The sequence below is a fragment of the Facklamia lactis genome (genome assembly GCF_015863205.1).
GTDB lineage: Bacteria > Bacillota > Bacilli > Lactobacillales > Aerococcaceae > Facklamia > Facklamia lactis.
This window is the reverse complement of record NZ_JACBXQ010000001.1, coordinates 590934-614561: the sequence shown is the minus strand read 5'-3', so window position 1 is coordinate 614561 and position 23628 is coordinate 590934. Positions and strand designations below refer to the sequence as shown.

26 protein-coding genes are annotated in these 23628 nt (G+C 39.1%); all 26 read left to right on the top strand.

Annotated features, from left to right (window positions below):
* The first annotated feature begins 8 nt into the window (after positions 1–8).
* A complete protein-coding gene (cbiD, locus tag HZY91_RS02850; protein ID WP_197114501.1) occupies positions 9–1130 on the top strand; it encodes a cobalt-precorrin-5B (C(1))-methyltransferase CbiD in 1122 nt (373 codons plus the stop codon).
* Complete coding sequence (gene cbiE, locus HZY91_RS02845; RefSeq protein ID WP_197114499.1) at positions 1121–1741, top strand: precorrin-6y C5,15-methyltransferase (decarboxylating) subunit CbiE; 621 nt, start codon at positions 1121–1123, stop codon at positions 1739–1741. Before cbiD ends, cbiE begins: the two co-directional genes overlap by 10 nt.
* The gene (locus HZY91_RS02840; protein WP_197114497.1) at positions 1731–2297 is read left to right on the top strand and encodes a decarboxylating cobalt-precorrin-6B (C(15))-methyltransferase; all 567 of its coding nucleotides are present in this window, start codon (positions 1731–1733) and stop codon (positions 2295–2297) included. The genes cbiE and HZY91_RS02840 overlap by 11 nt, the downstream gene beginning before the upstream one ends.
* Positions 2294–3049, top strand: a complete 756-nt coding sequence (locus HZY91_RS02835; protein ID WP_197114495.1) for a cobalt-precorrin-4 methyltransferase — start codon at positions 2294–2296, stop codon at positions 3047–3049. The genes HZY91_RS02840 and HZY91_RS02835 overlap by 4 nt, the downstream gene beginning before the upstream one ends.
* Complete coding sequence (locus HZY91_RS02830; RefSeq protein WP_197114493.1) at positions 3033–4160, top strand: cobalt-precorrin 5A hydrolase; 1128 nt, start codon at positions 3033–3035, stop codon at positions 4158–4160. The genes HZY91_RS02835 and HZY91_RS02830 overlap by 17 nt, the downstream gene beginning before the upstream one ends.
* A 12-nt stretch (positions 4161–4172) precedes the next feature.
* Positions 4173–4898 carry a precorrin-3B C(17)-methyltransferase gene (gene cobJ / locus HZY91_RS02825; protein ID WP_197114492.1) on the top strand — a complete coding sequence of 242 codons (726 nt, stop codon included), beginning with the start codon at positions 4173–4175 and terminating at the stop codon, positions 4896–4898.
* Entirely contained in the window at positions 4895–5680 is a 786-nt protein-coding gene (cobK, locus tag HZY91_RS02820; protein ID WP_197114490.1) for a precorrin-6A reductase, read from the top strand. Before cobJ ends, cobK begins: the two co-directional genes overlap by 4 nt.
* Positions 5667–7118, top strand: coding sequence for a uroporphyrinogen-III C-methyltransferase (gene cobA / locus HZY91_RS02815; RefSeq protein ID WP_197114488.1), 1452 nt, complete (start codon positions 5667–5669; stop codon positions 7116–7118). Before cobK ends, cobA begins: the two co-directional genes overlap by 14 nt.
* A 13-nt stretch (positions 7119–7131) precedes the next feature.
* Positions 7132–7926 (top strand): sirohydrochlorin cobaltochelatase, encoded by a 795-nt coding sequence (locus HZY91_RS02810; protein WP_197114486.1) that lies wholly within the window; start codon positions 7132–7134, stop codon positions 7924–7926.
* The gene (gene cobI / locus HZY91_RS02805) at positions 7916–8632 is read left to right on the top strand and encodes a precorrin-2 C(20)-methyltransferase (RefSeq protein ID WP_197114484.1); all 717 of its coding nucleotides are present in this window, start codon (positions 7916–7918) and stop codon (positions 8630–8632) included. The genes HZY91_RS02810 and cobI overlap by 11 nt, the downstream gene beginning before the upstream one ends.
* On the top strand, positions 8629–10092 hold the full coding sequence (locus HZY91_RS02800) for a cobyric acid synthase (protein ID WP_197114482.1): 1464 nt from the start codon (positions 8629–8631) through the stop codon (positions 10090–10092). The genes cobI and HZY91_RS02800 overlap by 4 nt, the downstream gene beginning before the upstream one ends.
* 1 nt (position 10093) lies before the next feature.
* Positions 10094–10699 (top strand): cob(I)yrinic acid a,c-diamide adenosyltransferase, encoded by a 606-nt coding sequence (locus tag HZY91_RS02795; RefSeq protein WP_197114480.1) that lies wholly within the window; start codon positions 10094–10096, stop codon positions 10697–10699.
* Between the two features lie 11 nt (positions 10700–10710).
* Positions 10711–11160, top strand: a complete 450-nt coding sequence (locus HZY91_RS02790) for a precorrin-2 dehydrogenase/sirohydrochlorin ferrochelatase family protein (protein ID WP_197114478.1) — start codon at positions 10711–10713, stop codon at positions 11158–11160.
* Positions 11161–11169: 9 nt separating this feature from the next.
* The gene (hemC, locus tag HZY91_RS02785) at positions 11170–13407 is read left to right on the top strand and encodes a hydroxymethylbilane synthase (RefSeq protein ID WP_197114476.1); all 2238 of its coding nucleotides are present in this window, start codon (positions 11170–11172) and stop codon (positions 13405–13407) included.
* Complete coding sequence (locus tag HZY91_RS02780; RefSeq protein ID WP_197114474.1) at positions 13397–14185, top strand: uroporphyrinogen-III synthase; 789 nt, start codon at positions 13397–13399, stop codon at positions 14183–14185. Before hemC ends, HZY91_RS02780 begins: the two co-directional genes overlap by 11 nt.
* Positions 14149–15123, top strand: a complete 975-nt coding sequence (gene hemB / locus HZY91_RS02775) for a porphobilinogen synthase (RefSeq protein ID WP_197114472.1) — start codon at positions 14149–14151, stop codon at positions 15121–15123. Before HZY91_RS02780 ends, hemB begins: the two co-directional genes overlap by 37 nt.
* Before the next feature lie 23 nt (positions 15124–15146).
* The gene (locus HZY91_RS02770) at positions 15147–15614 is read left to right on the top strand and encodes a flavodoxin (RefSeq protein WP_197114471.1); all 468 of its coding nucleotides are present in this window, start codon (positions 15147–15149) and stop codon (positions 15612–15614) included.
* Positions 15614–16354: an energy-coupling factor ABC transporter permease gene (locus HZY91_RS02765; RefSeq protein WP_197114469.1), complete on the top strand. Its 741-nt coding sequence runs from the start codon at positions 15614–15616 to the stop codon at positions 16352–16354. The genes HZY91_RS02770 and HZY91_RS02765 overlap by 1 nt, the downstream gene beginning before the upstream one ends.
* Before the next feature lie 2 nt (positions 16355–16356).
* A complete protein-coding gene (locus HZY91_RS02760; RefSeq protein ID WP_197114467.1) occupies positions 16357–16638 on the top strand; it encodes an energy-coupling factor ABC transporter substrate-binding protein in 282 nt (93 codons plus the stop codon).
* 99 nt (positions 16639–16737) lie between these two features.
* A complete protein-coding gene (locus HZY91_RS02755) occupies positions 16738–17550 on the top strand; it encodes an energy-coupling factor transporter transmembrane component T family protein (protein WP_197114465.1) in 813 nt (270 codons plus the stop codon).
* Positions 17550–18377 (top strand): energy-coupling factor ABC transporter ATP-binding protein, encoded by an 828-nt coding sequence (locus HZY91_RS02750; protein WP_197114463.1) that lies wholly within the window; start codon positions 17550–17552, stop codon positions 18375–18377. Before HZY91_RS02755 ends, HZY91_RS02750 begins: the two co-directional genes overlap by 1 nt.
* Before the next feature lie 16 nt (positions 18378–18393).
* Complete coding sequence (locus HZY91_RS02745) at positions 18394–18891, top strand: ECF transporter S component (protein ID WP_197114461.1); 498 nt, start codon at positions 18394–18396, stop codon at positions 18889–18891.
* Between the two features lie 27 nt (positions 18892–18918).
* On the top strand, positions 18919–20217 hold the full coding sequence (gene hemL, locus HZY91_RS02740; RefSeq protein WP_197114459.1) for a glutamate-1-semialdehyde 2,1-aminomutase: 1299 nt from the start codon (positions 18919–18921) through the stop codon (positions 20215–20217).
* Complete coding sequence (locus HZY91_RS02735) at positions 20207–20959, top strand: hypothetical protein (RefSeq protein ID WP_197114457.1); 753 nt, start codon at positions 20207–20209, stop codon at positions 20957–20959. The genes hemL and HZY91_RS02735 overlap by 11 nt, the downstream gene beginning before the upstream one ends.
* Before the next feature lie 290 nt (positions 20960–21249).
* Positions 21250–21849, top strand: coding sequence for a GNAT family N-acetyltransferase (locus tag HZY91_RS02730; protein WP_197114455.1), 600 nt, complete (start codon positions 21250–21252; stop codon positions 21847–21849).
* A gap of 495 nt (positions 21850–22344) precedes the next feature.
* Positions 22345–23526 (top strand): L-lactate MFS transporter, encoded by a 1182-nt coding sequence (locus HZY91_RS02725; RefSeq protein ID WP_197114453.1) that lies wholly within the window; start codon positions 22345–22347, stop codon positions 23524–23526.
* Positions 23527–23628 lie beyond the last annotated feature (102 nt).

The window sequence follows — 23628 nt, the reverse complement described above, 5'->3', positions numbered from 1 at the left end:
GAGGCGCGATGGAAGAATTTGTATCATATAATGGCAAAAAGTTAAGGAAAGGTTATACCACAGGATCTTGCGCAACAGCCGCCACCATCGCAGCTGTTAAGATGCTTCTTTATCAAAAAGCGGTTGACCAAGTTAAGCTGATTCCGCCAGCAGGTGTCGAATTGGTCATTCCAATTCATCATGCTCAATTTAATGCTCAAGAAGCTTCGTGCTCTGTCATTAAGGATGGCGGAGATGATGCGGATGCGACTCATGGACTTCATATTTATTCAACCGTTCGTTGGCGAGAAGATGGAAAAGTCAAGATTGACGGTGGCGAAGGAGTCGGAAGAGTAACCGAAGAGGGGTTAGCCGTTGCGGTCGGAGAAGCCGCCATTAATCCAACACCACGAAAAATGATTGAAGCAGAAGTTAAACAATTATTAAGTGAGGGTCAAGGGGTTGAGATTATTATTTCAGCTCCTGGCGGTGAAGACGTGGCCCTTGGAACCATGAATCCACGACTGGGTATTATGGGCGGGATTTCTATTTTAGGGACTTCGGGCATTGTAACACCGATGTCAGAAGAAGGTTGGAAACAAGCGATCTCCATTGAAATGGAGCAGAAACAGAAATTAGGCTTCAAACAAATTATTTTAACGCCCGGAAATTATGGTGAAGATTTTATTCTTGAGCGTACGAAACTTAACGAGAAATATATGGTTCAGATGAGTAATTTTGTGGGTTATGTGTTACTTGAAGCGATGCGGTTACAATTTGAGAAAGTATTATTGGTGGGACATTTAGGTAAGTTTATAAAAATTGCCGGCGGTATTTTCTCAACACACAGTAAAGATGCAGATGCTCGAAATGAAATAATGATTGCGAATCTAGCGCTATTAGGAGCTCCTTTAGCATTACTTCAAGAAGTTGAAAAGGCACTCACGACCGAAAAGCAGGCCCAGTTGGTGATAGAGGCGGGATATTCGCAAGTCTATCAAAGAATTGTCGATAAAATAAAAGAAAGGGTACTAAAGTTATACCAATTTAGAGCCCCTGATATTGAAGTTGAAGTCATCACATTCTTAACGAAGCATGATGTAGTGGTAAGTACAAAGGCCTTAAAGGAGCTAGAAAAAGAATGGCAATGATTAATGTATTCGGAATTGGACCTGGCTGTCCAAGGTTTGTGTTGGCCAATCTTGAAGAGCTTTGTCAAGAAGTCGATCTTATTATTGGGAGCCAGAGACAATTAGAAATAGTAGAGCCTCAATTTGAAGATAAAAAAGTCGCCTTACCTCGCTTAAAGGAGTTATTAAAACTAATCAATGAAGCGTTGGCGTCACAACAAAAAATCTTATTGTTAGCTTCTGGCGACCCGATGTTTTATGGCATTGGAACGTTTATTTTACAGCATTTTGATAGGAAGTTGGTGCAAATTTATCCTGGAATATCATCGGTTCAATATCTGTTTAGTCGCCTAGGTTTGACCATGAATGATTGTTATCTGACAAGTAGTCATGGTCGACAACCTGATTTTGATCGATTAGCCAGAGAGTCTTGTGTGGGGATGGTCACGGATGAGGGCTGTGGGCCTTATCAGATTGCACAGGCTTTACTGGAACGGCAAGCCGTAAATAAGGTGATGTACATTGGAGAAAATCTATCTTATCCCAATGAAAAAATGATGAAATATAAACTTCAAGAAGTTCCCAATCAAAAATATGAGATGAATGTGGTGATACTAAAAGATGAAAGATGAGATGTTTATACGCGATAAAGTCCCCATGACTAAAGAAAGCATTCGTTCAATTTCAATCGACAAATTAGAATTAAATAAGGCGCAAAGATTTTTAGATGTGGGGGCCGGGACAGGAAGTGTTAGTCTCCAAGCCGCAAAATTATATCCTGAAATAGAAGTGGTAGCCATTGAAATGAAGGAATTAGCCATTGATTTAATTCAAAGAAATTGCCAACATTTTGATCTAAATAATATAGAAATTATCCAAGGAAAAGCCCCCTTGGATAAAGAGTTAGGAAAGTTTCAAGCAATATTTATAGGTGGAACGGGTGGGAATTTAAATGAGATGATTGATTGGTCTTATCAACTGTTAGAGGCAGAGAGACCTTTAGTGATGAATTTCATTTTGATTGAAAACGCTTTAGAAGCCTTTGATTATTTAAATGACAATGATTGGACAGATATTGATATGATCTCAGTTTCCGTGTCAGATTATACGTCATTAGGCAAAGGGCATTATTTTAAGCCACAAAATCCAACTATTATATTAAGCGCAAAGAAGGGAAGAGATCAATGAAAGGTAAAGTAACTTTTGTAGGAGCAGGGCCTGGAGATGTTGAGTTAATTACTTTAAAAGGATATAAGGCTTTAAAAGAAGCCGATATGGTTATTTATGCTGGATCACTGATTAATACGGACTTATTAGATTATTGTAAAGAAGGCTGTAAACTTCATAATAGTGCCACTTTGGACTTAAAAGAGATTCTTGAATTAATGAAGCGAGGGACAGACTTAAATTATTCAGTGGTTCGCTTACATACAGGGGATTTTTCTCTCTATGGCTCGATTCGTGAACAAATTGAAGAGTTAAAAAAATTGAACATTGAATTTGAAGCGATTCCTGGAGTGAGTTCTTTCTTAGGAGCGGCTTCCAGTGTGGGGACAGAATATACCGTTCCAGAAGTGTCACAAAGTTTAATTATTACACGAATGGCTGGACGCACGCCTGTACCAGAAAAAGAATCATTGAGATTATTAGCACAACATCAAACCTCGATGGTGATCTTCTTATCGATACAAGGTATTGATGCGGTGGTATCTGAATTAAAAGAGGGTGGCTATTCCGATGAGACGCCCGTGGTAGTGATTTATAAAGCAACTTGGCCAGAAGAAAAGATTGTGAAAGGAACTTTAGCGGATATTGCTGAGAAAGTGAGAGCTGCTAATATTACCAAAACCGCCCTGATCATGGTGGGGGATTTTCTCGGAGAAACCTATTACTATTCAAAGCTCTATGATAGCGAGTTTAAACATGAGTATCGTCCGTAATATTTATCATAAATATGAAGCTGTGAAAGCACCTAAAGTCGCCATTATTTCGTTGACAACAGAAGGACGAGCATTAGCTCAACGTCTTCAAAGTACTATTTTTCCTGAGGGGATTTCTTATGTGAAGGAAAGTAAGCAGCAGAAATTATTAGACAAAGAAAAAATGCTGATTGAAGAGAGTGCTTTTAAAACGATTCAAACAATGATGCAAGCGTCTTGTGATTTAATCATCAGTATTATGGCAACTGGGATTACAGTCCGTGCCATTGCTCCCTTCATTCAAGATAAAACGATCGATCCAGCTATTATTGTGATGGATGATCAGGGTGAATTCGTTATTTCGCTATTAAGTGGGCATATTGGACATGCTAATCAGTGGAGCCGTGAGATTGCAGAGACGATCGGGGGTCAAGCAGTGATTACCACCGCCACTGATGTTAGAAAGCGAATGGGGCTTGATGATTTAGCCAAGAGCATTAATGGCTATTACCGGCAATTTAAAGTAAAAACACGTCAATTTAATCAAATGATTGCAGACAATCAAAAAATTGCCTTGATGAATCAGGCAGGGATTAGTTTACCAGAGAACAGTCAATGCTTTTGTGAACTTGATGCGATCGAGTGGCAAAATCATTCTCAAGATTATCAAGGTTTAATCGTCATTAGTTATGAACCCTTAGCTATTGAAAAATATTGTTTAAATGTTTCACCCCACCAGAAATACGTTCAAATCATACCAAGAAAGTTCGTAGTGGGGGTCGGATGTAGAAGAAATACTTCCATTGAAGTTTTGGAACGCAATTTTCAAATTTTTATGAAAGAAATGAATTTAGATACCTTGGGTGTCCAGAAAATCGTAAGTATTGATGTAAAAAAAGACGAACTAGCGATTATTTCTTTAGCTAAAAGGATAGGAGTTAACTTTGAGACCTTTAGTAAAGAGGAATTGCTAGCTTATGAACCTTTATTTGAAGGATCAGATTTCGTCAAGAAGGCAGTCGGAGTGGCCAGTGTGGCTCAAGCATCTGCATATCATGAAACGAATGGAAATATTATGAGCGAACGTTATGCCAATGAGGGAGTGACTTTTGCTCTCGCAAAATATGAATAGGGAGTCGATAGGATGTTATATATTGTAGGATTAGGACCGGGGTCACTTGACCTAATGTCTCCAATGGCGCAAGAAGTGTTACAAAAGGTAGATACCATTGTGGGATACACGACCTATATTAAATTAGTCAAAGACTTTATTCAGGACAAGGAAGTCATTAATACCGGAATGAAACGAGAGATTGACCGATGTGAGAAGGCAATTGAGTTAGCTCAAGCGGGGAAAGAAGTTGCGGTCATCTCGAGTGGAGATGCTGGGATTTATGGAATGGCAGGGCTCATTTTAGAGCTTTTATCAAGTCAAGGCAGTGATTTAGAGGTCAAAGTGGTTCCGGGAATTACTGCTAGTATTGGAGGCGCCGCCTTATTAGGGGCCCCTTTAATGAATGATTTCTGTCATATTAGTTTAAGTGATCTGATGACACCATGGGAAATGATCGAGAAACGGTTACATGCGGCAGCACAGGGAGACTTTGTCATTTGTTTATATAATCCTAAAAGTAAAGGCCGGCCTAAGCATTTAGAGAAGGCTTTAAAGATCATTGCGGGCTATAAAGGGGAAGAAACGATTGTAGGGATTGCCAAAGATATTGGACGTCCAAAAGAAGAGACGATCATCACCACGATTAAAGATTTAGATGATCGCTTAGTAGACATGACGACCACTGTTATTGTGGGGAATCGCTTTACTAAAGTTTACAACGGAATGATGTATACCCCACGAGGTTATAAGCTATGATTTTATTATTGGGTGGGACGTCAGAAAGTTTGGTCTTGATGACTAAATTACTAGAAAAGAAAGAAGAGGTGGTGCTATCCGTTGCAACGGAATATGGGAAAGTTTTCTCGAAACAATTTGAACCCCATGTTGTTCAAAAAAGAATGGACCCGTTTGAAATGGAAGCCTTTATTTTTGAGAAAGGTGTCCACTTGGTCCTGGATGCCACTCATCCATTTGCTGATTTGGTATCTAAAAATGCGATTCAAGCTTGTGAAAAAACAGCGGTTCCTTATATTCGTTTTGAAAGACCTCAAATAAAATGGAATGACAAGGTTGAGTTAACTGATTCGGTGGAGGAGGCCTGTCATTTAGCTTTGGAAAAGATCCAGTCAGAAGAAACGATCTATTTAACCACTGGAAGTAAGACCCTGTCAGAATATTTGACCTATATTCCCGTTGAAAAACTAATGATTCGTGTCTTACCAACTGCTGAGGTTCTAGCGAGTTGTGAAGCGCTTGGTTTTGAAGCACAGCAGATTCATGCACTAAAAGGGCCTTTTAGCACTGAATTAAATCAAAGTCTCTATCAGAAGAATCACTCGCGTGTATTGATCACAAAAGAAAGTGGATTACGCGGAGGAATGGAGAGTAAATTAGCGGCCGCTCAGGCGTTGAATATGACAGTTATCGTCATTCGGCGTCCTAAAGTCAATTATCCCATCTTCTTTGAAGAGGTGTCTGACCTTCTTACCTATCTAGAATCATTAAGAAAGCGAGATAAACATGATGAGTCAAAGTAGAGTATTTATTGTTGGAGCAGGAACAGGTCGAGTAGAGAATTTAACGGTGAAAGCGAAGCGTTTAATAGAAACGGCGGACATTATTTTTTATGATCGCTTGATAAACCAAAATATTTTGATGTTAGCTCAATCAACATGCAAAAAAGTTTATGTGGGTAAAGAACCAGCAGGGCATTTTACCCCACAAGATCAAATCATTCAGTATCTAAAGGAGGCAAGCCAAGAGTATCAAACGATCGTACGTTTAAAAAGTGGCGATCCTTATGTATTTGGCCGCGGGGGAGAAGAAGCGATGGCATTAGCTCAAGAAGGGATTTCGTTTGAAGTTGTACCAGGAGTGACTTCTTCAATCGGAGGTTTATCCTATGCTGGAATTCCGATGACCTATCGCGAGGTGGCTCTAGATTTCCACGTGTTTACAGCTCGTTCTAAAGAGGGGGATGCTGAACATGATTGGGGAGCCATCAGTCGCTTAAAGGGAACACTAGTATTTTTAATGGGGGTAAAAAATTTACCTAAAATCACCCAAGCCTTGATTGATAATGGCAAGAATCCGGCTACCCCCGTAGCGGTTGTTGAATGGGCAAGTCGTAGTCAACAGAAATTAGTAGTAGGGACGCTTGAAACTATCTATCAAAAAAGCCTCGCTGCAACGATAAAACCGCCCTCATTAATCGTGGTGGGAGATGTGGTGAAATTTAATGAATCGTTAAATTATTTCATGAATAAGCCCTTATTTGGTCGGCATTTTGCTATTCCGCAATCCCAAGCACAATTATTACTACCTCTTTTAGAAGATTTAGGAGCTGAAGTTATTTTATTCTCTTCGCCCACCAAAGTAAAAGCAGAACTTTCCTTGCCTTTATCTGATGAAGAAATGGATGTTTGTTTGTTAGATGGATCGGCGCTTACTGCCTTTATCAATTGGATGAATAAACATCAAACCGATTGGCGTCATCTAAAACTTAAGAAGTTAACTGTTGTGGGCGAACATACCCAATCGGCCTTAGAATCGATCGGGATTCATCCGGATCAGTATTATAAAAATTTTGATGTACTATCCCATCAGTCTATGAATCCGGATCAGATCTATATTGGTAGTCAAGAATCCTTTAAACAATTGATTAGGATGAATCAAGTATTTGAAAAGGCTGAATTTTATTCCTCAAGTTCAGAAGTGTTTGAGAAGTTAGAGAATGAGTCCTCTCTTGAAGCGTTAGACGGCATTATTTATTCCAATACCAAGGCGGTCAGAAGTATTGAGCAGTATTTTAAAGATGAAAAACTAAAACGTCAACTTCAACAAACGACCGCCTATTGTTTAGGTGAACAAGCCTATCGCGAATTAAATCGATTAGGATTTCATTCGATTATTCAGACGCAAGAACCTCATTATCAAAGTCTTCAAGCCTTATTAATTCAAATATTCAACAAATAGAAGGGATGAGCAAATGAAAAAAGCAATTATCGTGACAAGTTTTGGAACGACCCACCAAGATACACGTGAGAAAACAATCAATGCCTTATGTGCTGATATCCAACAAACTTATCCAGAATATGAAATGAGACAAGTCTTTACATCAAAAATTGTTCGGCAACGAATTTTAGAAAATGAAGGGAAGACGATTAATAATTTAGGGGATGAATTAGAGCGGCTAGTGTCGGAAGGCTATCAAGAAATCGTGGTTCAATCGACGCATATTATCCCTGGGAGTGAATTTCATAAAATTTACATGTTTATGAAACGGATCAAAAAAGAAAACGTCAAAATCAAAGTGGGTAAACCGCTCTTAACGAGTCTTCAAGATTACGAAAAGGTGGTGGAATATTTAACCTCAACCTTTACGCCTGAATCAGCCAATGAAATCACATTATTTATGGCACATGGAACAGAACATGCTAGCTTTACTTCTTATGTGACCTTAGCCTATATGCTTTCTGGTTCTTCAATTTATATGGCGTGTGTTGAGGGTTATCCGAGTCTATCCACCTTATTACCGCAGTTAAAGGCGGCTAAGGTTGAGAAAATAAATTTACGTCCCTTTATGTTGGTTGCGGGAGATCATGCCAAAAATGATATGGCTAGCGATGAAGGGGATTCATGGAAGACACAACTTATTCAGGCTGGCTTTGAAGTTGAAACGTATGTCCAAGGTTTAGGAGAACTTAAACCGGTCAGAGCGATCTATCTTGAACACTTAAAAGAAGCGATTCAAACGGAGAGACGGTGTAAGCATGCTCGGTAAATTATTTGCGATTGGAGTCGGACCTGGCGACCCCAAATTAATGACGGTAAAAGCGATTGAAACGATTCAAACATTGGATGTTATCTATACACCCCAGGCAGATGTAGCCAAAAAAAGTGTTGCTTTGACGATTGCGGAAGCATACTTGCCTGAAGAGATTCGGATTGAGGCTCGCCATTTTCCAATGGTCAATGACTTGAAAAGTAAAATGCAGCAATGGGAATCAATTAGTAAAGAAATTCAGGTCGAGTTAGAAGAGGGGTTTAATGTAGGTTTCTTAACCTTAGGTGATCCCAGTACTTACAGTACCTTTTCTTATTTACTTGAACGAATGGATTTTAAATTCAATGTGGAAGTTATTCCGGGTGTTACTTCTTTTGCACAAATTGCTGCGATTAGTCAGAAACCACTTGTTTTGGATCAGGAGAAATTATGCATCTTGCCAGCTACTGCAAGTCAAGAAGAGATTCATCATTGTATCGAACTGTATGAAAATCTTGTGATTATGAAAGTTAAGCGTCATTTAAAGAAAATTCTTCCAATATTAAAAGCCTTTGATTTGTTGGGAGCGTCATATTTAATAAGTGATGCGAGTATGCCCAGTCAAAAAATTTATAAAAATTTAGAAACCTTTACAGGCGATGAGAAGTTGTCCTACTTTTCAACCATAATCGTTCAAAAGAAAAGAGAGGAGGCATCGATATGAAAGCGAAAAGATTAATGATTCAAGGCACTTCTTCTGATGCTGGGAAAAGCTTGATCGTTGCTGGATTATGTCGAGTTTTTGCTGATCGAGGGCAGAAGGTTTTTCCCTTTAAGTCACAAAATATGGCACTCAATTCTTATATTACAGCTTCAGGAGACGAAATGAGTCGAGCGCAAGTGGTCCAAGCAGAAGCCTCTAGACGCTTACCTGATCCACGGATGAATCCCATCTTATTGAAACCTGTTGGAGAAGCGCAGTCACATGTTGTTATTAAGGGTCAGTTTGTAGCGAGCACCACTGCTGCGGAATATTATGATTACAAAATTAAGTTAAAACCAGTCATTCATGATATCTTTCAGGAAATCTCTCAAGAAAATGAGGTCATTCTGATTGAAGGAGCAGGAAGCCCTGCTGAGATTAATCTTAACGACCATGATATTGTGAATATGGGGATGGCGCGCATTGCAGATGCTCCCGTGCTCTTAGTGGCAGATATCGATCGTGGCGGCGTTTTTGCTCAAATTTACGGCACCATTGCCTTGATGAATGAAGAAGATCGTGCGCGAATTAAAGGGGTCATTATCAATAAGTTCCGAGGCGATATTTCCTTATTGCAAAGTGGGATTGAAATGATTGAAAATTTAACCCATGTTCCGATTGTCGGGGTGGTTCCCTACATCGACTTAGCCATTGATAGCGAGGATTCGATCGCTTTAGAAAGTGTCTCCACTCAAATGGATCCACAAAAAGCCATTGATGTTGCCATTCTGATGCTGGATAAAATGAGTAATTTCTCTGATTTTCAAAGTTTGACTGTCTATGAGGATGTTTCGGTACGCTATGTAAAGCATATCCAACAGCTAAAAAACCCAGATGTATTGATTATTCCAGGGACCGAGGATATTCATTCAAATGGTCAGAAAATACAAGCGTACAAGGAAGCGATGGGTCAATTGCTCGCGCAAGGAACAAGAGTGATCGCCTTCAATACTGGAATGTGTTTCTTAGCTGAATCCGTGCAATTGAGTCACGATCGTGTGATTCCAGGGCTAGGTCTAGTATCAGGACAAGCAACATTATTAGAGACGGTTGAAATCACCCAAGTGGATCCTGATGATAATCAACAAGCTTTAGGAGGATCTATCACGCAAAGAGTGCAACTTGATCATGATGGAGATGGGGAACCCTTTATTCAAGCGGACGATTATCAAGAAGGTTTAAATTATCACAATCACTTAATCATGGGCACACAGTTAAATGGTCTCTTTCAAAATCTCTCTTGGTCTCGGCACTATTTTAACCAAATTCGAAGGACCAAAGGTTTAGAAGAGATGGAACAACCTAAGCTGTCTTACATGGAATTTAAAAATCGTGAGTACGATAAGCTAGCTAATCATTTATTAGAACACTTAGATATGAAAGTAATTGAAGAGATGATGGAATGTTCAGAGGAGGGATAAGATGAATTATTATACAAGAACTGGAGATCAAGGTCAGACGCGAATCATAGGGGGACATGTGTATGATAAAAGCCATATCCGGATATCCACTTATGGCAAGACAGATTCGCTCAATTCTTTAATCGGCTATACCGTGAGTCTACTTCAAGAGGAAGATCTTATTCAAGAGATTCAAGAAATACAACAAGATGTTTTTGATTGTGGGAATGACTTAGCGCAAATCAATCAAGAACGTGAGTATAAGGTGAAGGCAGACCGGATAGAATGGTTGGAAAGATTAATTGACCAGTATGCTGAGGAATTACCTGCCTTGGAAAGATTCATCATTCCAGGAGGAAGCGCACCGGCTTCATTACTTCATATGTGTCGAACAGAGACGAGGGAAGTAGAGCGTCATATCGTGCAATTATTTCATGAACAGGATTCTGAAATAAATAATGAACAAGTACTTAAGTATATCAATCGATTATCCGATTATTTTTTCGTTATTGCTCGTTTAATGAATCATCGTTTAAATGTTGAAGATGTTCAGTATCGAAATAGTAAGCCGGTCTTTAGACAGGGAATTTTAAGAAATAAAATGCAGGCCAAAAAAAGCAAAGAATAAGGAAGTGTTCTATGTACCCTGTTTTATTAAATTTAAGCAATAAGTCAGTTTTAGTAGTGGGTGGAGGAAAGGTCGCTTCCAGAAAAATAAAAGCCTTGTTAGAAAATAATGCCAAAATAACGGTGATCTCGCCAGAATTAAATCAAGCGATTGATAGAAATCAGATTCATTGGATTCCACGAAAATTTAAATTGGAAGATGGCAAGAACTTTGACTTAATTTTTGCTTGCACGGATGATCCGCGCTTAAATTCAGCAATTTACGAACGAGCCGAAGTTGGGCAATTTGTCAATAATGCCAGTGATAAAGAACATTCTGATTTCTATAATATGAAAGTTATTGAATCGAATGATTACCTATTTAGCGTGTCCAGCCTTGGAAAAGACTATCGAAACACTAAGAAAATTGGAAACAACTTAAAACATTGGTTAGATCACCATTTCAATCAATTACTAAAGTAGGGAGAATATATGAATATTGTATATGTTGGGATAACGCATGATAATACCCCCCTCTATTTGAGAGAAAGAACTTCTTTTGCGAAAGACAATTTGAATGAAGCTTTGCTAGCCTTGCAAAGAGAAAAATCTATTCTGGAAAATGTCATCGTATCAACTTGTAATCGAACCGAAATCTATGCATTATGTGACCAGATTCATACGGGGCAGTATTATATTAAGCATTTTTTGGCTAAATGGTTTGATTTAACGTTTGAAGAAATTAAGCCCTATATTGAAATAAAAATAGCAGAAGATGTGATTGAGCATTTATTACTATTATCGACGGGTATGAAGTCACAAATAATGGGTGAAACACAAATTTTAGGGCAGATTAAAGAGGCTTATCAAGTGGCTTTAAATAGTGGAACCACGGGGATCTTCTTGAATCGACTGTTTCAACAAGCACAAAGGTTTGGTAAGAGACAACAAACCGTTCACCAGTTAAATCAGAAACCGCGATCCATTTCTTTTCAAACGATGAAAATGATTCAAAAGGATCCCTTATTAGCGAAGAAAAAATTGCTACTAATAGGCTTAGGTGAGATTGGACAATTACTGCTGAAATATGCTCTAGCAAGTGATCTTCAAACGATCTATCTGCTTAATCGGACGTTTGACAAAACGGTAAAATATTCAAGGCAAGATCCTAATCGGATTATAGCGGTTCCGATGAGTCGCTTAGAAGCATTGCTGCCTGAATGTGATTATATTGTGACGGCTGTTGGGACTACAACCCCCATCATTACCGAAGAAATGGTAAAGGCAGAGAAACCACAAGCATTCTTTGACCTAGGATTGCCGCGAAATATAAAAGGGATCAAAACAGATAGTAATCATACCTACTATAATGTCGACACCATCAATCAATGTATAGAAGAGAATCGAGCAGAGCTATCAGCTCTCTATGATGATATTAGAGATGAGGCTTACAAGGAAATTATCGAATATTACAAATGGAAAGCCACCCTAAATGTTACGCCAGTCATTGATGCTCTCCGACACAAAATGGGGACGCATTATGATCAAGTTCAAGCGAGTTTGTTTAGTAAAGTCCATCATTTATCCCCCCATGATCAGAAAGTTATCAATAAACATTTGAAGAGCCTAGTAAACGCGATGCTTAAGGAACCGATTATGACGATCAAGGAGCTGGATGTTGATGCCTATGGTTCTCATAAATTAGATTTTGTAAAAACCATGTTTCAATTAGAAAAAGAGAGTGATCAATTAATGGATACAAATAATCAAACGAACATTATTACGGTCGGAACTCGTGGGAGTAAATTAGCGACCATTCAAACTCAAATGGTGATCGATCAATTACAATCTATCTTTCCTTCCTATCATTTTGTAACCAAAATTATTACGACAAAGGGCGATAAAGATCAGACCTCCTCCTTATCAAAAATTGGGGGTAAGGGAGTATTTATGAAGGAACTAGAACGTGAATTGTTAAATGGAAAAATTGATATGGCAGTTCACAGTTTAAAAGATGTACCGAGCCAATTGGCTGAAGGAACGATGATTGCTTGTACTCCTAAAAGAGCATCAGTACAAGAATGCTTACTGATGAAAGAATATAAATCGTTCCAAGATTTGCCATCAGGGGCTCGGATTGGAACAGGGAGTTTGCGGAGGGTAAGACAACTCAGACAAATGCGACCTGATTTGGAATATGTTGATATTCGAGGCAATATTGATACACGAATCAATAAATTAACCACTGAAAATCTGGATGGTGTAGTCCTAGCGGTCGCTGGACTTGAAAGAGCAGGATTCTACAAAGACAATTTAAACTTACACACAGAAATTTTCAATGAGCATCAGATTATTCCTGCCGTTGGTCAAGGCTCACTAGCGATTCAATGTCGCAGCAATGAAACAGCCTTGATTCAGTTATTACGCGCGATCAATCATGAATCGACCGAGACATGTATTCAGTTGGAAAGGCAGTTTCTTGCTTGTTTAGGTTTAGGATGCAACTTCCCTATCGCTTGTTATGCCAGAATTGAAAATGATGGCCAGATTACCATTACGGGAATGTTAGCTTCAAGGCAAAGCGAATTAATGGTGGTTGAACAGTTAAAAAGTGACCCTCAAAAAGCCCAGAATTTAGGGAGAGACTTATATCAAAGAATGATGGCCAAGGGTGGACTTGACATCATGAAAGAATATGCGCAAGAGTCTGGTGAGATTCATGAAGGGTAAATATGTTTGGTGGTTAGGATCGGAAGTGCCGAAAGACTACCTACAAATGTGGAAGGAACTCCCGCATCTATCCTTATCGCCTTTATCACTCATTGTGACTAGATCGCTGCAAAAGGATGAACCATGCTCACTTTCAAACATTGACAGCATATATTTTGTCAGTAAAGCGGCCGTAAAAGCGATGTTTGAAAATTATTCAATCACAAACTTATCGAAGCTAACCATCATAGCGACAGGGGAAGCGACTGCTAAATACATTGAGCAACACTATCCACTATCCGTTGATTATATTAATCCATACTCCTCTTCAGAAATGTTTTTTAAGAATTTTAATGATTCCCCCCTTAAGATTAGCAAACTATTCATCCCAATCAGTCAAGAAAATCAAGGAAAGTATCGAGGTTTTATTGAACGATATCAAGTAAATGTTGAGCTTGAAGAGGAGGTGATCTATCAAAAAATAGAGTCAATCAAGGCGCGAGAAGACCTCGATTTTTTCGGTCGAAATTATCAAAGGGGTGATTATTTAGTCGTGACCAGTACCACAAGTTGGAATTATTTTATCTCAAAATTAAGCAAAGAAATTCGGTCACACCTATTCCAGCAAGTGCAAATTATTTCGATCGGACCGGTTTCCAGCCAAGCCATTAGGGAAGTATCACCAAGCGGATTGATCGAAGCTAACCCATCCAATTATAAAGCTATTTTTCAAATGATCATGCAAAGAGAGAGGGAAGAAAAATGTCAGACTACAGACGGAATAGACGGACAAGATTAAATCACACTATTAGAGAATTGTTTCAGGAACATCATATTACAACGGCAGATTTAATTTATCCCTTATTTATTTCTGAAGAAATTGAGGAGCTCCAAGCCATTAAAAGTATGCCGGGTATCCATCAAATTCCCATCCATTACTTAGCGAAGGAAATTGAAGAAATACAGTCTTTAGGGATTAAAGCTGTTCTTTTATTTGGAATTCCGAAAGTAAAAGATGCTGAAGGCAGTCAAGCTTATGCCCAAGAAGGCATTGTTCAACGAGCAATCCGCCATATTAAACAAATCGCACCGGATTTAATTGTGATTGCAGATACTTGCTTATGTGAGTATACAGACCATGGACACTGCGGCCACATTGATGGTGAAGGCTTCTTGGTTAATGACGAGTCCGTTGAGCTGAGTGTGCGAACTGCTGTGTCTCAAGCTGAAGCAGGAGCGGATATCATTGCACCTTCAAGTTGTTTAGATGGGGTTGCCTATGAAATTAGGAAAGCATTGGATGCAGCGGGTTATGCTAATGTGTCAGTGATGGGCTATTCGATTAAGTTTGCCTCAGCCTTTTATGGCCCTTTCCGAGATGCAGCGGATAGTGCTCCTAAAAAAGGAAACCGAAAGACTTATCAAATCCCTATTAGTAACCAAAGAGAAGCCTTAAGAGAGTTATCCAGTGACTTAGAGGAAGGCGTGGATATGGTCATCGTGAAACCAGCTATGGCATTTATGGATATGATTTATCAAACGCGTCAAATGACTCATTTACCACTTGTGGTGTATAGCGTCTCAGGGGAATACTCAATGATTGAGGCGGCATCAAATAACGGCTGGATTAGTAAAGAACAAATTATTATGGAATTAATGTTGAGTTTCAAACGGGCAGGGGCCGATTTAATTATCACCTATCATGCCAAAGAAATCGCGAAGTGGCTTCAATCATAAAGGTAAGGGAAAGGAGGGAATAGATGGCGAGTGCGCTGATTGTTTATGCAAGTCTGACGGGCAACACAGAAGAAGCAGCTGAAATCTTTGGCCAGGCTTTAGTTGAACAAGGAATCGAGGTGACGATTAAAGAAATTGGAAGCACTGAAGTGATAGATTTTTTAGCCTATGATGTTTGTATTGTCGGTTCATATACTTATGGGCCGGGGACTAAAGGTGAATTACCAGAAGAAGCACAGGACTTCTATGAAGAGATGATGAATGTGGATTTATCTGGCAAATGGTATACCATCTTTGGCTCAGGGGATGATTGCTATCCAGAATGGTGTACGGCTGTTGATGATTTTGACCAGCAATTTCAAAAAACTGGGGCAAAATTGGCGGTTCCTAGTTATAAATTTAATTTGAATCCAGAAGAGCAGGAAATGGAAGATCTATATGAGCGAGCAAAAATTTTATCAGAAGTCATTAATCAAAAGGAGCGATCATAATGAAGAACAAGATGTCGTTAGCTTTATGCATAGTAGGGGTAGTCAGTTTGGTCATTGTCCCAACTGCTCATGCGATGCATATCATGGAGGGTTATCTCCCTTTAAAACATGCCTTGATTTGGGGAGCCTTGTGTATACCGTTTATTGGGATGGGTATTAAGAAATTATCGGATGTCCTTGCTAATAATCGAAAAGTTATTATTGTTTTAGCCATGGCAGGCGCTTATGCATTTGTGCTTTCCGCTTTAAAAATTCCTTCCGTTACAGGGTCCTCCAGTCACCCGACGGGGACAGGTCTAGTGACGATTTTCTTTGGACCGAGTATTGGGGCCGTTGTTTCATTCGTTGTCCTTATATTCCAAGCCATTCTATTGGCGCATGGCGGATTGACCACTTTAGGTGCCAATACATTCAGTATGGGGATTGTAGGTCCCTTGGTAACCTATGCCATTTATAAAATAGGGAAAACTTCAAAATTGAATAAACATTTTGTGATTTTCTTAGCAGCAGCTTTAGGTGACTTAATGACCTATGTCGCCACAAGTATTCAATTAGCTTTAGCGCATCCAAGTGCTGTAGGTGGAGTGATGGAGTCCTTTACAAAATTTGCAAGTGTTTTTGCGGTCACTCAAGTTCCGATTGCAATAATCGAAGGAATTCTAACGGTCGTTGTGATTATGAGTTTAGAATCCGTAGCAAAATCTGAATTAACTTTATTAGGTTATAGCATGGAGGGATAAACATGAAAAAAACAAGTAAAATGATCCTATTATTACTTTTATGTGTAGTGATTGCGGTGATTCCATTATTAATGATTCAAAATTCTGAATTTGGTGGCGCAGATGGTGCGGCGGAAGAGCTTATTACCGAAATTAATCCGGAATATGAGCCTTGGTTTGAAAGTCTGATCGAATTACCTGGCGGGGAAACAGAAAGTTTACTATTTGCTCTTCAAGCGGCCTTAGGTGCAGGCGTTATTGGAGCAGGCTTTGGCTATTTTGTGGGACGTAAAAAGGGAGCGTAGTCAACGATGTTGGTCTCAATTTTAGGGATAATCTTTTGGCTCTTAGTAACTTATGGAAGAGTCTCTGAACTTTATATAATCTTGGGAGTTTGTGTACTAGTGGGGGAAAATATAGTCCAATGGCATAAACCGTCACAGCAGCATGGAATGATGACGATGGAAGTCCTATCGTATCAATCAAAGCTGCGAAGGATTCATCCCACTATAAAAGTTATCTTTACTTTGGTGATGCTAGTGCTTGTGATTGGCTCTAAACAGCTGACGGTCAGTGGCTTAGTGCTCGTATCAGTGCTTTTGTTTATGACACTGTATCACAAGTTACCCTATCAAAAAATAAGAACTTTATTCACAGCGCCTTTAACTTTTATCTTAATGAGCACGATTGGGCTGTTGATTGCTATTTCGACCTCTTCTCAACCGAATGCTTTGAGAATTGGAGCATTCTATTTATCAATCAATCATCCGTCTCAAGAACAAGCGCTCAATTTAGCGATGGTCTCGATCTCCAGTGTGGCTTTATTACTGCATTACGCTATTTCGACTCCTATTGGTGATGTGATCTTCTCTTTAAAACAACTTCATGTGCCAAAGGTTGTCATAGAGATCATGTATTTTATTTATCGTTATATTATTACGCTTTCAATTCAGCTCGATCATTTACAACGAAGTTCCAAGTCTCGCTTGGGATTTATTAACCAAAAAAGAACCTTGCGAAGTTCTTTATGGATTGCGTCACAATTATTTCGTCAATCCCTAAAATTGTCCTTAGAATCATTTGATGCCATGGAGTCTCGCATGTATCAAGGAGAGTTAAATTTTATTGAACGAAGCTTTGAAGTTAAGCATCATGTCATCACCCATGTTTTACTAGTGTTGCTTGTTTGGGTCGTTCATTATTTAGGAGGTGTATAATGATGAATTTAAACATGAAAAATATCACCTTCAAATATGAAAACAATGACCAACCTACAATTCAACACTTGTCATTTCAGGTATCCAAAGGTGAAAAAGTCGCAATGTTGGGAAAGAATGGTATGGGGAAATCGACCTTGTTTCTCTTGGCCAATGGCGTATTAACAGCTCAATCGGGAGATCTTTACATCGATGACGTCAAGATCAAAGCCCATTCCAAGCAAATCTATTTACTTCGCCAAAAAGTGGGTTTAGTTTTTCAAAATCCCGATAGTCAATTTATAGCCCCCACTGTGATGGAAGAAATATCATTTGCCGCATTAAATCGAGGGCTCACGAATGAAGCCACTTTAAAATTAGTCATGGAGATTATGAAGGCTTTAAAGATTGACCATCTAAAAGATCGGCCTCTGCATTCTTTAAGTGGTGGAGAGAAGAAGATGGTGAGCATTGCCAGCATTCTCTCTTTGGAACCTGAAATTATTTTTTTGGATGAACCAACTGCAGGGTTAGATTATATCAATTCCCAGCAATTATTATCAGTATTAGAGCAACTTCATCAAGATGACTATGGCCTTGTGATTTCAACGCATGATATTGATTTTGCATGGGAATGGGCGAGTCGAGTTGTGATTCTAGAGAAAGGTAAAATTGTAGCCGATGGGGCAACGGAAGAGATTTTAACCAATCAAACGTTGATGGAAAAGGCGAGTCTTAGATTACCATATCTGGTCGAATTTATGCAGATGAATGGGAAAGAATGGGAACATGATCAATATCCCAAAACCGTTCAAGAGTTAGGCGACCTATTAAAAGAACAAAAATAGAAGGAGTGTTTAGAAGATGATACAAATACGCAAATTAACGTTAATCAGTCTTTTGATTGCCATGTCAGTGATGGGGGCTAATATCAAGATCTTAGGTTCCATTGCCCTTGATTCATTTCCGGCTTTTATTGGAACTGCTTTGCTGGGACCTGTTTGGGGCATGGCGTTAGCCTTTATTGGCCATATGCTATCGGCCTATTTAGCAGGCTTTTCTTATTCGTACCCAGTTCATCTCTTAATTGGCATCATGATGATGGTCACCATGTTTGCATATGGTTTGATTCGAAAGAGACGCATCCATCTCGAGATGAAAACGATGATTTTTAGTAATGTGTTGGCTTATATTTTTAATGTTCCTGTGTCTTTAATGACGCTAATACCCTTTTATGGCCTAGCAGGGGTCCTGCCTCTTGTGATACCATTAACCATAGCAACTGTTGCAAATTTATTATTAACCGAGTTTGTATTTATGTCTTTACCAGAAACATATAAGAAGAGAGTGGCCACATTATAAGTTATCTTAATAGAAGGGGAATCAAAAATGAATCATTATAAATCAAAACAAGCGTTTGAAGAAGCGAAAGGATTATTTCCAGGTGGTGTAAACAGTCCGGTTCGAGCTTTCAATGCTGTAGAGCTAACACCACCTTTTATCAAAGGAGGGAAAGGTGCTTACTTATATGATATCGATGATAATCGATATATTGACTTTGTTTTATCATGGGGCCCCTTAATTCTAGGCCATGGCGATTCAAATGTGGTTGAGTCGATTTGTCAACAAGCACAGAAGGGTGTCACTTATGGAGCTCCGACCTTAATGGAATCAGACTTGGCGAATCTTCTTTGTCAACGCTTTAAATCAATTGATAAGATCCGTTTTGTTAATTCAGGAACAGAAGCAACAATGAGTGCGGTTCGATTGGCGCGAGGCTATACTCATCGTCCCTATATCTTAAAATTTACAGGCTGTTATCACGGTCATGCGGATACTTTTCTTGTAAAAGCAGGATCTGGGATTGCGACCTTCGATTCAGCTGATTCAGCAGGAGTTCCAGAATCCTATGCCAAACTTACCCTGTCCTTGCCTTATAATGATAGATCGGCAGTCGAATCAATATTTGATCAAATTGGCGAACAAATTGCGGCAGTGATCGTGGAACCTGTTGCGGGAAATATGGGATTGATCCCAGCCGACAAAGAATTTTTGGTTCAATTAAGGGCAATCACCGAGCGGTATCAATCCCTATTGATTTTTGATGAAGTGATGTCTGGCTTACGCTGTGATTTTGTGGGAGCTCAAAATTATTATGAGATTGAGCCAGATTTAACCACTTTAGGTAAAGTGATCGGTGGCGGGATGCCTGTAGCTGCCTATGGCGGGAAAAGCAAAATTATGAATGCGATCGCGCCATTAGGTGATGTTTATCAAGCCGGAACTTTATCAGGGAACCCACTAGGAATGGTTGCAGGTGCTACGACCTTAATGAGTTATGATGAAGAACAATTTGAACGAAGTGTGGCTTTGTTAGAAGATTTCTGTCAGACGATTTCAAATCTGGCCGATCAATATCAATATGAGGTCCAAGTTCCGCATATGGGCACAATGTTTAGTATTTTCTTTAGTTCCAAGCCCGTTAAGAATTTTGACGATTCTAAAGCCTGTGACCAAGTCTTATTTAAACGCTTCTTTACTAAAATGTTAGAAAAAGGAATCTACTTTGCTTCTTCACAATTTGAAACGAATTTTATCTCTTTGAAACACACTCAAGAAGATCTTCAGACAACGGCACAAATTATTGAGCAAGTATTCTCTGAAATGAGGCTAGAAGATGGCGCTTAATCATCGTAAATATCGAGATTTGTCCTTAGAAGCCATTTCAACAACTGAGACATTAGTCATTGCTTGTGATATTTCGGCTTCGATTGGATTAAAACCCCATGACTACTTACAAGTCGATCCTTATATCACTGCGAGATATGCGATGCGAGTCCCTATGCTAGAACTATTAGCGGTGAATGCCCAACCTTTTTTGGTCATGAGTTTATGTAGTAATGAGTGGGAAAATACCGGAAAACAATTTGATCATGGTATTAAAGATGAGCTGAAACAGGCCGGATTCTCGCATTTGCCGGTTTCTGGTAGTACTGAAGAGAACATGGAGACAAGCATGTCGAGCATTGGGATTACATTGATAGGACGAGGGCACTATTCTCAATTGCTCATGAATAAGGTACAAGTGGGGGATATTTGTTACCAATGTGGCTATCCTTATGTTGGAGCAGAAATGTTGGAACATCAAGAAGAACTACCAACATATGAAGACATCGCATACCTTCACTCATTGCAATCAGTCGTTAATGAAATGGTTCCGATTGGTTCGAAGGGGTCATTGAATGAAGCCCAGCAAGTTGCAGAAGTGAACGGCTGCCAATTTATCGTCAAAGAAAGCGATAAATGTCAAACCGTTGGCAAGTTATCGGCAGGTCCTGCGACGTCCCTATTAGTGGTGGGCCAAGAGGATCTTTTACCCCATTTACAACAACGCTTTGACTTTGTCATGGAAGTAGGACATATGCAATAAAGTGAAAAAGGAAAAGTGGAGCTGGTGGTTTATAGTTTAAATATTATCAGATACTTGTTAGTTGTCTGCTCTAAATTTTGGGTAGTTTTCTTGTGAGGATGTTTTTCTATTGATATAATGAGCCTTAACAAACGACTAAGGAGGAATAAAAATGAAAAACCTATATAAGAAAAATATGTCTAAGAACAATGTGAGAGGTGGCAGATTTTTCTAAGCTTTATCCCTTGAACATAAGAAGAGGTATTATGCCACCTATATAAAAAGCCAACTGAAATATAGGAGAAAATAATATGAATAATACCCAAGTAGAATTAGTAAAGTTTAATGATGATTTATTAGCTGAAATTTGGAAGCAGGGGTTCTCAGAAGAGAAACCTGAATGGAAAAATTGGGATGGACCATATTTTGAAAATGACTATCGTTCTTATGATAGCATTGATCAGTTTATTCAGTCAGATAAATATTCTTTTTTTATGGATGATCAACGAAGATGCATTCTATTCAATGGCGATCCAGTGGGGATGGTTGGACGCTATTGGAAAGATGAGAACACGCGTTGGTTAGAAATAGGGATAACGATTTATAATCCTCGTTTCTGGAGTGGTGGGATTGGAAGCCTAGCACTGAAATTATGGATCAGCGAAATATTTAATCATCTATCTGAACTTGAGCATATTGGTCTAACTACTTGGAGTGGTAATCAGAGGATGATGCGAGCAGCTGAAAAATTAGGAATGAAGAAAGAAGCACATGTTCGCAAAGTCCGCTTCTGGAAGAATCACTATTTTGATAGCCTTTCTTATGGAATATTAAGAGAGGAATGGGAGGCAGAGTTACTTAAAGATTCTGAAATAATGCCTCGAGAAACTGAGATAACTGATTTAAATTAACGATAAGGCTAACCCTCTCTTAAAGTTAAAAGATTGCAAGCTATTTCTTCAACCCCTCTCGTCTCTATTCGAGAGGGGTTTTTGAGTGTTGACCGTTAAGGTTAGGTAGAGCGTATAAATAGGCGGGTTATTATAATTGGATGATAAAGAGGGGGGGTTCTAGCAGCCTGTTTATTTTTGTTTGGCATTTTGTATGTGGTTGAACTCTAACTTGTATTTATACTTGAGTCTAATATAAAATTCGTTGTCTCTATTGATGATTAAGCAATACATCAGTGATGCTGTTGTTTTTGGATTAAGTTTCTCCAATCAAAATTATAAGTATAAGTTATAGAAGCGATAAGCTAAACGTATTTGTAAACGGTTCCATTTTAGATTAAACTTTTACTCATAATATCGAGATGTTGCTCTTAAATTAAGTTTGAGGTGATGAAAGCAAAACGGATACCGAAGAACTTGTAATGCACACTGAAAAAAATTTAAGTGAGGTAAATTATGGAGAAAAAAGTGAATCGATGGATTATTTTGTTGGCTGCGATTATTACGAATTTATGTTTAGGTGCCGGTTATGCTTGGTCAGTCTTTCAAGCTGCTTTGTTAGAGGCTAATCCTGCTTGGGCACAGACTCAAACAGCGATTGCGTATTCTATTTCATTTGCGATGGTGCCGATTGGAATGATTATTTTTGGACCGAAATTGGATCAATTTGGTCCAAGGCGTTTTGTTTTTTTAGGAGGTATCTTGTTTGGACTAGGAATGTTCTTAACAGGATTTGTTAACTCGGTTCTAATGCTTTATATCACGTATGGTTTGATTTTGGGATTGGGGATTGGAGCGGCTTATGGAGCGGCGACTTCGGTTGCTTCCAAGTGGTTTCCAGATAAGAAGGGCTTAGCAGGAGGCTTAACGGCAGCTGGATTTGGCTTAGGTCCTTTGATCTTTGCGCCAGTAGTAAAATGGATGTTACAGACACAAGATATCTATTCGATCTTCAGAATTCTGGGGATCATTCTCTTAGTGGTGATTTGCTTAGCCTCTATCTTGATGTCTAAAGCACCTGAAACTGAGACAAGTTCAGGTCAGACTCTTGTTGAAGGAAAAGATTATAAAGAAATGATTAAAGAGAATAAATTCTGGTTACTATGGTTCGTCTATACACTTGGGGCGACAGGGGGCATGATGATTATTTCCTCGGCTGCCTCCATTGCAAGTAATTATCAATTAGGTGATCCAGTCGCGGTGGTGATGGCGGTTTCGATTGCCAATACTGTGGGCCGTATTTTCTGGGGATCGGTTTCTGATAAGCTTGGACGCTATACAACCGTGATTGCCATGTTTTTAGTAGTGGCAGGAGGATTATTCTTAGCGATCAGTAGTGGTAAGATGGGAGCCTTAGCGGGTACGATTGGTCTCATGATGGTCGGTTTATCCTTTGGTGGCTTCTTAGGTTCCTTCCCGGGTATCACTGCAGAGAATTGGGGAGTTAAAAATGTAGGAACCAACTATGGCTGGATGTTTACGGCATATGGGGTAGCAGCTGTCTTTGGTCCAATGATTGGCTCGATGATATTAGATGCAACAGGTTCTTATTCTACCGCCTTTATCATTGTGATTGGCATGACCTTAGTAGGGATTTTGTTACAGCTCTACTATATGAAGAAATATAAAAATGGCTAGTCGATAAATACATTAAGTTAACATATTAAAAACGTTGTGGGGGTCTGAAGACTTTTGAAAAATCCCACAACGTTTTTTTGTAAATGAAATATAAAAGACTTG